The sequence below is a fragment of the Pseudomonas sp. UFMG81 genome (assembly GCF_015354575.1).
Lineage (GTDB): Bacteria > Pseudomonadota > Gammaproteobacteria > Pseudomonadales > Pseudomonadaceae > Aquipseudomonas.
Genome location: NZ_JACAFQ010000005.1, coordinates 265,845 through 278,082, shown reverse-complemented (window position 1 = coordinate 278,082; position 12,238 = coordinate 265,845). Strand labels below are relative to the sequence as shown.

Sequence of the window (12,238 nt, the reverse complement as noted above, 5' to 3'; positions counted from 1 at the left end):
GGGATGGGTTTTGGTGCCCTGTTGATGCTTGGCTTCGCCGTGCTGTTCCTGCTGCTGCCCAATGAACTGGTGGGGTTGCTGGTAAACCGCGCCGACCCGGCCTTCGCGCCGATCTTCCAGCTGGCGGTGCAACTGGTGATGGTCGCGGCCTGGTTCGAGCTGTTCGATGGCGTGCAGACCATCGCCATGGGCTCGATCCGGGGGCTGAAGGATGCCCGCACCACCTTCCTCATTGGTGCGGTGTGCTACTGGATCGTAGGGGCGCCGAGTGCCTGGTTGTTCGCCTTTACGCTAGGCGGTGGCGCACCGGGGATCTGGTGGGGGCTGGCGCTGGGGCTGGCGTGCGCCTCGGTGGCGCTGACGTTCGCCTTTGAATGGCGGATGAAGCGGATGATCGGCAAGGTGCAGGCACGCAGCGCCGCCGTGGCATAGCCCCCTGTAGGAGCGGCCTTGAGTCGCGAAAGGGCTGCGCAGCGGCCCCGGGATCTCGGCATCATGGAAAATCGCTGGGGCTGCTTCGCAGCCCTTTCGCGACACAAGGCCGCTCCTACAGGACTTCCGCCAACTTGGGCTCGGGAGCCTGCAACAGGTACTCGATCAACTCCGCCACCGGCAGCGGCCGGCTGACCAGGAAGCCTTGCACCTGGTCGCAGCCGAACTCGCGCAGCAACGCCAGTTGCGCTTCGCTCTCCACGCCCTCGGCCACCACCTCCAGGTTGAGGTTGTGCGCCAGGTTGATCATGGCGTGCACCAGCTTGCGGTTCTCCTCACGTTGCTCCATGCCGCCGACAAAGCTGCGGTCTACCTTGAGCAGGGTGATCGGCAGGCTATTCAGGTGCACGAACGAAGAGAAGCCGGTGCCGAAGTCGTCCAGCGAGAAGCGCACGCCCAGGCGGCCCAGCGCATCCATGGTCTGGCGTACCAGCTCGTTGCGGCGCATCACGGCGGTTTCGGTCAGCTCGAACTCCAGCCAGCGGGCGTCGACACCGTGCTCGACGATCAGCCGGCTCAGCGTGGCCAGCAGCTGGCTGTCCTGGAACTGGCGGAAACTCAGGTTCACCGCCATGTGCAGCGGCGCCAGGCCGTTTTCCCGCAGGGCCTGCATGTCGCTCAGGGCGCGGGAGATCACCCAGTAGCCCAGCGGCACGATCAGCCCGCTCTGCTCGGCCAGCGGCACGAACTCGCTGGGCGGCAGCAGGCCGCGCTCGGGGTGGTTCCAGCGCACCAGGGCTTCGAGGCCGACGATGCGCCCGTCACCCAGGTCCAGGCGCGGCTGGTAGTGCAGCTCCAGTTCGTCGCGGCGCAGGGCACGGCGCAGCTCGCTCTCCAGGTCGGCGAGGCTGCGGGCGTTGCGGTTGATGCGCTCGTTGAACACGTGGAAGGTGCAGCCCTGGCTGCCCTTGGCCTGGCGCATGGCGATGTGCGCATGCCACATCAGCGGGTCGGCACCGGCCTGCGCGCGGGCATGGGCGATGCCCAGGCTGCACCCCAGCAACAGGCTCTCGCCGTCGATCCAGTAGGGTTCGGTGAGGGCCTCGACGATGCGTTCGGCCATCCACTCGGCGCGGTTGGCATCGCGGCGGGTGTCGATCAGCAGGGCGAATTCGTCGCTGCCCAGGCGCGCCAGCTGGTCGCCGGCCTCCAGCTGGCTCTTCAGCCGGGCCACCACTTGCAGGATCAGGCGGTCGCCGCCCTGGTGGCCGAGGGCGTCGTTGACGTGGCGGAAGTTGTCCAGGTCGAGGTGGCCCAGCGCCAGGCCACGGCCTTCGTTCTCGGCCAGCCGCGCGGTCAGCAGGGCCTGAAAGCCCTGGCGGTTGGCGATACCGGTCAACGGGTCCTGCTCGGCCAGGCGTTGCAGGGTGGCCACCAACACACCGCGCTCGCGCACATGGCGCAGCGAGCGGCGCAACGCATCGGTGCTCAGTTGCCCGAGCACCAGCCAGTCGCTGGCGCCCACCGGCGTGCTCGCCGGCTCGTGCTCCAGCAGCAGCACGGTCGGCAGCTCGCAGCGCCCCGGCGCCGGTTGCAGCGCGGGCGTTGCCAGCACCACCGCCTGGCGGTCGTTGGCGAACAGGCTGTCGACCGCCGCCCAGTTGGGGGCAGTCAGCAGCACCACGCTACCGTCCAGTGGCTGCAGGCATTCGCGCAGGCGCGCGGCCCACTCCGGCTCATCGGCCAACAGCAGCAAACGCAAGGGTTCGGCGGGCGTGGACAAGCGGGCTCCTTAGGCGTGAACGGTGAAGCGACGGGGGCGGCGTATCCTACCGCAACAAATGAAAATGATTTTCACTTTTAGTCATTAGCCATCCAAGGCCGGGGTACCGACGCAATTTGACGTGCATCCTGCGCGAAACCCGCGCAACCGGCAAACAGGATTTAGGGGAAATGCATCGCACTTGGCAGTATCGGCCTGCCAACCCGCAGGAACACCCGCCCCGCCGCTGGCAAAAGGTTGACTTACACGTCAGACGGTCGCGCCATAACGGCGTGATGCCTGTTAGAATGCGCGGCTATTTTCTGGCGACCCCCGGTTTCTAGCATGTCCCGACTCAATCCCCGGCAACAGGAAGCCCGTGACTACGTCGGCGGCCCTCTTTTGGTGCTCGCCGGTGCAGGCTCCGGCAAGACCAGCGTGATCACGCGCAAGATTGCCCACCTGATCCAGAACTGCGGCATCCGTGCCCAGTACATCGTGGCGATGACCTTCACCAACAAGGCCGCGCGGGAGATGAAGGAACGGGTCGGCACCCTGCTGCGCCCGGGGGAAGGCCGGGGCCTGACGGTGTGCACCTTCCACAACCTGGGCCTGAACATCATCCGCAAGGAGCATGAGCGGCTGGGCTACAAGCCGGGGTTCTCGATCTTCGACGAGTCCGACATCAAGGCGTTGCTGTCGGACATCATGCAGAAGGAATACTCCGGCGACGACGGCATCGACGAGATCAAGAACATGATCGGTGCCTGGAAGAACGACCTGATCCTGCCGCCCGAAGCCCTGGAAAAAGCCCGCAACCCGCGCGAACAGACCGCCGCCATCGTCTACACCCACTACCAGCGCACGTTGAAAGCGTTCAACGCGGTGGACTTCGACGACCTGATCCTGCAACCGGTCAAGCTGTTCCAGGAGCACCCCGAGGTGCTCGAACGCTGGCAGAACCGCGTGCGCTACCTGCTGGTGGACGAATACCAGGACACCAACGCCAGCCAGTACCTGCTGGTGAAGATGCTGATCGGCATGCGCAACCAGTTCACCGTGGTCGGTGACGACGACCAGTCGATCTACGCCTGGCGTGGCGCACGGCCGGAGAACCTGATGCTGCTCAAGGAGGACTACCCCTCCCTGAAGATCGTCATGCTCGAACAGAACTACCGCTCCACCAGCCGCATCCTGCGCTGCGCCAACGTGCTGATCGCCAACAACCCGCACGCGTTCGAAAAGCAGCTGTGGAGCGAGATGGGCGTGGGCGACGAGATCCGCGTGATCCGCTGCAAGAACGAGGAAGCCGAGGCCGAACGCGTGGCCATGGAAATCCTCACACTGCACCTGCGCACCAACCGCCCGTACAGCGACTTTGCCATCCTCTACCGGGGCAACTACCAGGCCAAGCTGATCGAACTGAAGCTGCAGCACCACCAGGTGCCGTATCGCCTGTCGGGTGGCAACAGCTTCTTCGGCCGCCAGGAGGTCAAGGACCTGATGGCCTACCTGCGCCTGCTGGTGAACCCGGACGACGACAACGCCTACCTGCGGGTGATCAACGTGCCGCGCCGCGAGATCGGCTCGACCACCCTGGAAAAGCTCGGCAACTACGCCACCGAGCGCGGTGTGTCGATGTACGCCGCCAGCGAGGAGCTGGGCCTGGGCGAGCACCTGGACGCGCGCTACACCGAGCGCCTGCAACGCTTCAAGCACTGGCTCGACGGCGTGCGCCACAAGGTTGCCCTGGACGACCCGATCGCCGCGCTGCACGAGATGATCCGCGACATCGACTACGAGAACTGGATCCGCCAGCAGACCGCCAGCGACAAGGCCGCGGAATTCCGCATCAGCAACGTCTGGTTCCTGGTCGAAGCACTGAAGAACACCCTCGAGAAGGATGAAGAGGGTGAGATGACCATCGAGGACGCCATCGGCAAGCTGGTGCTGCGCGACATGCTCGAGCGCCAGCAGGAAGAGGAAGAGAACGCCGAGGGTGTGCAGATGATGACCCTGCACGCCTCCAAGGGCCTGGAATTCCCCTACGTGTTCATCATGGGCATGGAGGAGGAGATTCTCCCCCACCGCTCGAGCATCGAGGCCGACACCATCGAAGAGGAACGCCGCCTGGCCTACGTGGGCATCACCCGCGCGCGCCAGACCCTGGCCTTCACCTTCGCCGCCAAGCGCAAGCAGTACGGTGAAATCATCGACTGCACGCCGAGCCGGTTCCTCGACGAACTGCCACCGGACGACTTGGCCTGGGAAGGCCTGGACGATGCGCCCGTTGAAGTCAAAGCCGCGCGGGGCAACAACGCGCTGGCCGACATCCGGGCCATGCTCAAACGCTGATCAACCCTTACTCTTTAAACATTGCCGCGTTTTGCGGCCACTTTTGTTACACCGGAGATACATCGTGGAAGCACTGCAGCAGAAGATTCGCGAAGAAGGCATCGTGCTTTCCGATCAGGTTCTGAAAGTCGATGCGTTTCTCAACCACCAGATCGACCCGGCGCTGATGCAGCTGATCGGTGACGAGTTCGCCCGCCTGTTCGCTGATTCGGGCGTGACCAAGATCGTCACCATCGAAGCGTCGGGCATCGCCCCGGCGGTGATGACCGGCCTGAAGCTGGGTGTGCCGGTGATCTTCGCCCGCAAGCACCAGTCGCTGACCCTGACCGAGAACCTGCTGACTGCCTCGGTGTACTCCTTCACCAAGCAGACCGAGAACACCGTGGCCATTTCGCCGCGCCACCTCAACAGCAGCGACCGCGTGCTGGTGATCGACGACTTCCTGGCCAACGGCAAGGCGTCGCAGGCGCTGATCTCGATCATCAAGCAGGCCGGCGCCACCGTGGCGGGCCTGGGTATCGTCATCGAGAAGTCGTTCCAGGGCGGCCGTGCCGAGCTGGACAGCCAGGGTTATCGCGTTGAATCGCTGGCCCGGGTGAAGTCGCTGGAAGGTGGGGTCGTTACTTTCATCGAGTAACCGCGGCGCCTGCTTCGCGGGCAAGCCCGCTCCCACAAGGACCGCACCGCTCTCGATGGCAGTGCAAACCCTGTGGGAGCGGGCTTGCCCGCGAATGGCCCAACCTTGCCCTATCGGGTCGCCGCCAACCCCGCCAGCAACAACCGCTGGTACAGCTCCTCCTTCAGCCCCTGCGGCTGCTCAAGCCCCATGCGCGCCAACTGCGCCGCATAGGCCTCGGGTGCCGGCGCGTCCAGCGCCGCCTTGCCCAGCTCCAGCACCTCGCTCAGCTTGAACTTGCTCTTGAGCCAGTTCAGCGCTCGCAGCAAATCACGCTCCTCGGCCGTGAAGTCACTGCCCAGCGGATACTCCGGGAACAACCGCCCATGCCGAACGCGGATCGCCTCCAGGCGCTCTGGCGTGTTGTCGCGGTAACGCTCGTCGAGCTGAAAGTCCTTTGCCAGCTTGCCCGCCGCCTTGGCCTGCTCCATCAGCCCTTTTTGAAAACGCGAATCGCTGATCGCCAGCAACCGCGCGATCACCTCGCTGTCAGTCTGCCCGCGCAGGTCGGCGATGCCGTACTCGGTAATCACGATATCGCGCAGGTGCCGGGGGATGGTGCAGTGGCCGTAGGTCCAGAACACATTGGACGTCACCTCCCCGCCCGCCTCGCGCCAGCTGCGCAGCAGCAGGACCGAGCGCCCGCCCTCCAGCGCGTGCCCTTGGGCGACGAAGTTGTACTGCCCGCCCACGCCACTGAGCACCCGGCCGTCCTCCAGCTGGTCGGCCACGGCAGCCCCGAGCAGGGTCATGCCGAACACCGTGTTGATGAAGCGGGCATCGCGGCGCTGGCGGCGCTTGAGGTCCTCCTGCCCGTACAGCTCGTTGATGAAGCTGATGCGGGTCATCGCGAACTGCCCACGCTGCGCCAGCGGCATTTCGCGAAGGCGTTGATAGAACGCTTGCGGGCCCAGGAAGAAACCACCGTGAATCAGCACGCCTTGCTCGTCGGCCGGGCGGCGCACCACCCCGGCTTCGGCCAGGGCCAGCAAGCCGTTGACGAACATTTCACTGCAGCCATACAGGCCCTGGGCGAAGGTATCCAGCCCCCCTTCCCGTTCGATCAGTGCCTGCCATGGGCCGGTATCCAGTTCAGCGAGCAGCGCACGATAGCCTTCGTTGTCACCCTGGCGCGCCAGCAGCGCGGCCGCCACGGCGTCGCCCATGGCGCCGATGCCGATCTGCAGGGTGCCGCCATCGCGTACCAGGGTGCTGGCGTGCAGGCCGATGCAGTGGTCCTGGGTGTTGACCGGCATGTTCGGCGTGGAAAACAGCCGGCGCTGTTCGGGTTCGTCGATCAGCAGGTCGAAGTCGGTGATGGCCAGCTCCGAGGCACCGGGCATGTAGGGCAGCTCGCTGTGGACTTGGCCGAGCAGCAGGATGGTTTCGCCGACCGCGCGGCGCTTTTCGATCATCGGCCGCAGGTCGAGGGTGATGTCGGGGTTGCAGGCCAGGCTCAGGTGATCCGGGCGTTCAGGCGAAGCCGCCACCAGCTGCGCAACCAGGTTCAGGCCCTTGGCGTTGATGTCGCGGGCGGCGTGGCTGTAGTTGCTGCTGACATAGTCCTGCTGCGCACTTTCACTGTGCAGCAGGCTGCCGGGCTGCATGAAGAACTGCTCGACGCGGATGTTCGACGGCAGGCTGTCGCGGCGCAGGTCGGCAAGATAGGTGAGTTCTTCGTAGTCGGCGAATACGCGCTCGACGAAGGGTTCAAGGAAACGCCGTTGCAGGCCATCGCCCAGCGGTGGGCGGCCGAGGGACAGGGCGGTGTAAATCGTCAGCTTGCGCTCGGGCAGGTCGCGAACCCGGGCGTACAGCGCGTTGACGAAAGCGTTGGGTTTGCCAAGGCCTAGCGGCAGGCCCATGTGGATGTGGGCCGGCAGGCGGGCCAGGACTTGCTCGACAGCCTGGTCAATGGAGCAGAGGTGCATCGGGACCTCCTGAGACATCCATGGGTTCAGGGGTTGGACATGGCGCTAGCGGCTTGGTTGCCTGTGCCGGCCCTTTCGCGGCTAAAGCCGCTCCCACAGGGTGCTCACAGTCCTTGAGCCCGGCGCTGTACCTGTGGGAGCGGCTTTAGCCGCGAAAGGGCCGGTACAGGCACCACAAAAGCAAAGCCCGCCAATATTGGCGGGCCTCATGCAATTCAGCTGTATCTCACAGCCCGGACATCTTCTTGATCGCCCCTTTCAGGTCATCATCCGAGCAATCCGCGCAGGTGCCTTTGGGCGGCATGGCGTTGATCCCGGTGATGGCCTTGGCCAGGATGCCATCGAGGCCGCCCTGGTGGTCGGCGCGCTCTTTCCAGGCCGCGGTGTCGCCGATCTTCGGCGCACCCAGCAGGCCGCTGCCATGGCAGGCGTTGCAGTGCTTGGCGATGATGTCGTCCGGGGTCTTGGCACCGCCGCCGCCAGCGCTGGCGACCACTTCCATGCCCTTGCATTCCTGGCCCTGGACGCACACCTGGCCAACCGGCGCCAGGCGCTTGGCGATCTCGTCGTTGGTCGCAGCGGTTGCGCTCATTGCCCAAAGGGCGAATACGGCTGCTGGTACGGCCAGCATCTTCTTGATTTGGTTCACACGTACACCCTCATGGTGGCTAATCACGCTCGCGGCCACGGTATAGCGAGCGTTGAAAAGTATAGCGGCACTCCTGAAAGCGTGGAACGACCACACTCAGGGAAAGGGTATTGCCGAATCAATGCACTGCGCTGGATCAAAAGTTCGACGGGGTCGCCGCGCTGATCAGCCGTGCCGGCTCTGCGAACGGGTTGCGGAAACGGTGCGGGCGGGTGCTTTCGAAGTAGTAGCTGTCGCCGGCTTCGAGAATGAAGGTCTCGGCACCCACCACCAGTTCCAGGCGGCCTTCGAGCAGGATGCCGGTTTCCTCGCCGTCATGGGTGAGCATTTCCTCGCCGGTGTCGGCGCCTGGTGGGTACACCTCGTTGAGGAAGGCGATGGCGCGGTTGGGGTGCGACTTGCCGACCAGCTTCATGGTCACCGCGCCGTCGGAGATGTCGATCAGCTCGTGGGCCTTGTAGACGATCTGGGTTGGGCTTTCGGGCGCCAGTTCCACCGAGAAGAACTCGACCATGGACATGGGGATGCCGCTGAGCACCTTGCGCAGGGAGCTGATCGAGGGGCTCACGCTGTTCTTCTCGATCATCGAGATGGTGCTGTTGGTCACGCCGGCGCGCTTGGCGAGTTCGCGCTGGGACAGGCCCTTGAGCTTGCGGATGGCTTGCAGTCGTTCACCGACGTCCAAAGCGTGGGCCTCCAGGAAGGGGTCAGGTAGGGATGTGTGAACGATATGATGGCAATGCCGTTCAGTATTTACAACACACCAGCCCACAGCCTGTCCGCTTCAGCGCCCTATTCGCCGATATAGTCCCGTGGCACACGCTTCAGGTTGCAGAAGATCTGGTACGGGATGGTACCGGCCTGCAGCGCCACGTCGCTGGCCAGCACCTGCTTGCCCCACAGCTCGACCGGGCTGCCGACGGTGGCCTCGGGCACCTCGGTGAGGTCGATGCAGAGCATGTCCATCGACACCCGGCCAATCAGCTGGGCGCGCTTGCCGGCCACCACCACCGGGGTGCCGGTGGGCGCCTGGCGCGGGTAGCCGTCGGCATAGCCCATGGCGACCACGCCGACCCGGGTCGGGCGCGGGCTGACGAACTTGGCGCCGTAGCCCACCGGCTCGCCGGCCGGCAGCTCGCGTACGCTGATCACCCGCGATTGCAGGGTCATCACTGGTTGCAGGCGGGCGGCCTGGGCTTGCGCCACCTCGAAGGGGGTGGCGCCGTAGAGCATGATGCCTGGGCGCACCCAGTCGCTCTTGATGCTTGGCCAGCCCAGCACCGCCGGTGAGTTGCACAGGCTGCACTCGGCACTCAGGCCCTGGCGAGCAGCTTCGAACACCGCCACTTGCTGCTCGGTGGCGCTGGCGTCGAGTTCGTCGGCGCGGGCGAAGTGGCTCATCAGCACGATGCGTGACACCTTGCCGCTGGCCAGCAGGCGCTGGTAGGCGTCGTGGTAGTCCTTGGGGTGCACGCCAACCCGGTGCATGCCGGTGTCCATCTTCAACCAGACGGTCAGCGGCTTGCGCACTGGCGTTTGCTCCAGGGCTTCGAGCTGCCACAGCGAATGCACCACGCACCATAGGTCGTGCTCGGCGATCAGCGCCAGTTCGCTGGCCTCGAAGAACCCTTCGAGCAGCAGTACCGGTGCCTTGATGCCGGCCGCGCGCAGCTCCAGGGCTTCCTCGATGCAGGCCACGGCAAAGCCGTCGGCCTCGGTTTCCAGGGCCAGGGCGCAACGTACCGCGCCATGGCCGTAGGCATCGGCCTTGACCACGGCGAGGGCCTTGGCGCCGGTCAGCTCACGGGCCAGGCGGTAGTTGTGACGGAGGGCTTGGAGGTCGATCAGGGCACGGGCGGGACGCATGGCGGCAGCCTTCTGGCAGTTCTGGTTATCAGTAAAGCCCCGGCACGGCGAGCGGGGTAGGTACCCGCCGCACCGGGGTGAGGGAACAGGTTGATCAGTTTAAGGCCTCATCGCGGGGCAAGCCCGCTCCCACGCGCCTTGTGCGGTATCCGTGGGAGCGGGCTTGCCCCGCGAGAGGCAGTCGCTTACTGGTGCGCCGGCGCCGGCTGGCCTTGGCTGGCGGCTTCGCGGCTGTTGCCGTAACGCGAGATATCCAGCCCTTCGGCGCTGATCTGCGGCTTCTTGCGCGCGATCAGGTCGGCCAGCAGGCGGCCGGAACCGCAGGCCATGGTCCAACCCAGGGTGCCGTGACCGGTGTTGAGGAACAGGTTACGGAACCGAGTGGCACCGACGATCGGGGTGCCGTCCGGGGTCGCCGGGCGCAGGCCGGTCCAGAAGCTCGCCTGGCTCAGGTCACCGCCGCGAGGATAAAGGTCGTTGACGATCATCTCCAGCGTTTCACGCCGGCGCGGGTTCAGCGACAGGTCAAAACCGGCGATTTCAGCCATGCCGCCGACGCGGATGCGGTTGTCGAAACGGGTGATCGCGACCTTGTAGGTTTCGTCGAGGATGGTCGAGGTCGGTGCCATGTCGCCATTGGTGATCGGCACGGTCAGCGAGTAGCCCTTGAGCGGGTACACCGGGGCCTTGATGCCCAGCGGCTTGAGCAACTGCGGCGAGTAGCTGCCCAGGGCCAGCACGTAGCGGTCGGCGGTTTCCAGCTTGCCGTCGATCCACACGCCGTTGATGCGGTCACCGGCGAAGTCCAGGCGCTGGATGTCCTGGCCGAAGCGGAACTCGACGCCCAGCTTGACGGCCATGTCGGCCAGCTTGGTGGTGAACAGCTGGCAGTCGCCGGTCTGGTCGTTGGGCAGGCGCAGGGCGCCGGCGAGGATGTCTTTCACCCCGGCCAGGGCCGGCTCGACGCGGGCGATGCCGTCGCGGTCGAGCAGCTCGTAAGGCACGCCGGACTGCTCGAGCACGGCGATGTCCTTGGCGGCGGCGTCAACCTGGGCCTGGGTGCGGAACAGCTGGGTAGTGCCCAGGCTGCGGTTTTCGTAGGCGATGCCGGTTTCGGCGCGCAGCTCGTCGAGGCAGTCGCGGCTGTACTCGGACAGGCGCACCATGCGCTCCTTGTTCACCGCGTAGCGGCTGGCGGTGCAGTTGCGCAGCATCTGCGCCATCCACAGATACTGGTCGACGTCGCCGGTCAGCTTGATGGCGAGCGGGGCATGGCGCTCCAGCAGCCACTTGATGGCCTTGAGCGGCACGCCCGGGGCGGCCCAGGGCGAGGCATAGCCGGGCGAGATCTGGCCGGCGTTGGCAAAGCTGGTTTCCATGGCCACCGCTGGCTGGCGGTCGACCACCGTCACTTCGAAACCTTGCCGGGCCAGATAGTAGGCACTGGCGGTTCCGATCACACCGCTACCAAGTACCAGAACTCGCATCGTTTATCCCTCGCACGCGGCTTGCCGCAGTCTTTTGTTGAAATGGCATGGATGCGCGCATTGTATGTAGGACCGCCCAGTGCAATTCACTATATAAACGCCTATATTTGGCGACAATTCTCGGCAAAATCGCCTTTGACGGAGGGGCATCCCCTATGAGAACCCAGCACCAGAGCAAGCGTGAACTGGACAAGATCGACCGTAACATCCTGCGCATCCTGCAGAATGACGGGCGCATCTCGTTCACTGAACTGGGCGAGAAAGTCGGGCTGTCCACCACCCCCTGCACCGAGCGCGTGCGCCGCCTGGAGCGCGAGGGGATCATCATGGGCTACAACGCCCGGCTCAATCCGCAGCACCTGAAGGGCAGCCTGCTGGTGTTCGTCGAGATCAGCCTGGACTACAAGTCTGGCGACACCTTCGAGGAGTTCCGCCGGGCGGTGCTCAAGCTGCCCCATGTACTGGAGTGCCACCTGGTGTCGGGGGATTTCGACTACCTGGTGAAGGCGCGGATCTCGGAGATGGCCTCGTACCGCAAGCTGCTCGGCGACATCCTGCTCAAGCTGCCGCACGTGCGTGAGTCGAAGAGCTACATCGTGATGGAAGAAGTGAAAGAGAGCCTGTGCCTGCCGATTCCGGACTGACCGCTCAGACCAATACCTGACGGGTGCTGGCGATGTAGTTGTGGACCAGTTGCTCGGCCGCCGGGTCGATGGGCTGCTCGGGGCCGCGGCCGCGTGGGCAGGCCATGCGTGGCGTGGTACCGAACAGGCGGCAGATCATTGGGCGTTCTTCATAGACGGTGCAGCCATTGGGGCCAAGGTGCACGCAGTCCAGGTGTTCCAGGGCGGCGTCCTGTTCGGCCTGGCTCTTGCGCGGCAGGCGGGCCATCTCTTCAGTCGACGTGGTGACCGGGCCGCAGCAGTCGTGGCAGCCGGGAACGCATTCGAATGTCGGGATGAGTTCGCGCAGGAAGTGGATCTTGTGGCGGTTGCAGGACATGGGCGGTGTGTCTGGAGGGTATGCGCCAGATTATACGGCCAATCGCCGGCAAGCCGGCTCCCACATCTTGCGCGGTCT

Annotated in this window: 10 protein-coding genes and 1 pseudogene; 4 read left to right on the top strand and 7 right to left on the bottom strand. The window is 65.1% G+C overall.

Features of this window, described 5'->3' with window-relative positions; genetic code table 11:
- Positions 1 to 432: MATE family efflux transporter (locus IX761_RS06340; protein ID WP_267241110.1), on the top strand; the 432-nt coding region annotated here is incomplete at its 5' end.
- 113 nt (positions 433 to 545) lie between these two features.
- On the opposite strand, the pseudogene IX761_RS06335 reads toward IX761_RS06340, so the two are convergent.
- Positions 546 to 2,047: pseudogene (locus IX761_RS06335) on the bottom strand (putative bifunctional diguanylate cyclase/phosphodiesterase); the annotation flags it as partial.
- Positions 2,048 to 2,539: 492 nt separating this feature from the next.
- Between IX761_RS06335 and rep the strand changes: the two are divergent.
- On the top strand, positions 2,540 to 4,549 hold the full coding sequence (gene rep / locus IX761_RS06330) for a DNA helicase Rep (protein WP_194788754.1): 2,010 nt from the start codon (positions 2,540 to 2,542) through the stop codon (positions 4,547 to 4,549).
- Between the two features lie 64 nt (positions 4,550 to 4,613).
- A complete protein-coding gene (locus tag IX761_RS06325) occupies positions 4,614 to 5,186 on the top strand; it encodes a xanthine phosphoribosyltransferase (protein ID WP_011536381.1) in 573 nt (190 codons plus the stop codon).
- 110 nt (positions 5,187 to 5,296) lie between these two features.
- Here the strand turns inward: IX761_RS06325 and IX761_RS06320 are convergent, their stop codons facing one another.
- The 5 genes from IX761_RS06320 to dadA all read right to left on the bottom strand — a co-directional run bounded on the left by IX761_RS06320 (position 5,297) and on the right by dadA (position 11,158).
- Positions 5,297 to 7,156, bottom strand: coding sequence for an acetyl-CoA hydrolase/transferase family protein (locus tag IX761_RS06320; protein WP_194788753.1), 1,860 nt, complete (start codon positions 7,154 to 7,156; stop codon positions 5,297 to 5,299).
- Between the two features lie 226 nt (positions 7,157 to 7,382).
- Positions 7,383 to 7,787: a c-type cytochrome gene (locus IX761_RS06315; RefSeq protein WP_110992137.1), complete on the bottom strand. Its 405-nt coding sequence runs from the start codon at positions 7,785 to 7,787 to the stop codon at positions 7,383 to 7,385.
- A gap of 154 nt (positions 7,788 to 7,941) precedes the next feature.
- Positions 7,942 to 8,490: a cupin domain-containing protein gene (locus IX761_RS06310; RefSeq protein WP_194788752.1), complete on the bottom strand. Its 549-nt coding sequence runs from the start codon at positions 8,488 to 8,490 to the stop codon at positions 7,942 to 7,944.
- 107 nt (positions 8,491 to 8,597) lie between these two features.
- Entirely contained in the window at positions 8,598 to 9,671 is a 1,074-nt protein-coding gene (alr, locus tag IX761_RS06305; RefSeq protein WP_194788751.1) for an alanine racemase, read from the bottom strand.
- A gap of 185 nt (positions 9,672 to 9,856) precedes the next feature.
- Complete coding sequence (gene dadA, locus IX761_RS06300; protein WP_194788750.1) at positions 9,857 to 11,158, bottom strand: D-amino acid dehydrogenase; 1,302 nt, start codon at positions 11,156 to 11,158, stop codon at positions 9,857 to 9,859.
- 155 nt (positions 11,159 to 11,313) lie between these two features.
- On the opposite strand from dadA, the gene dadR reads away from it, so the two are divergent.
- Positions 11,314 to 11,802 carry a transcriptional regulator DadR gene (gene dadR, locus IX761_RS06295; RefSeq protein WP_003258963.1) on the top strand — a complete coding sequence of 163 codons (489 nt, stop codon included), beginning with the start codon at positions 11,314 to 11,316 and terminating at the stop codon, positions 11,800 to 11,802.
- A 4-nt stretch (positions 11,803 to 11,806) separates the two neighbouring features.
- Here dadR and IX761_RS06290 read toward each other — a convergent pair whose 3' ends face one another.
- Positions 11,807 to 12,160 (bottom strand): YkgJ family cysteine cluster protein, encoded by a 354-nt coding sequence (locus IX761_RS06290; protein ID WP_194788749.1) that lies wholly within the window; start codon positions 12,158 to 12,160, stop codon positions 11,807 to 11,809.
- Positions 12,161 to 12,238 lie beyond the last annotated feature (78 nt).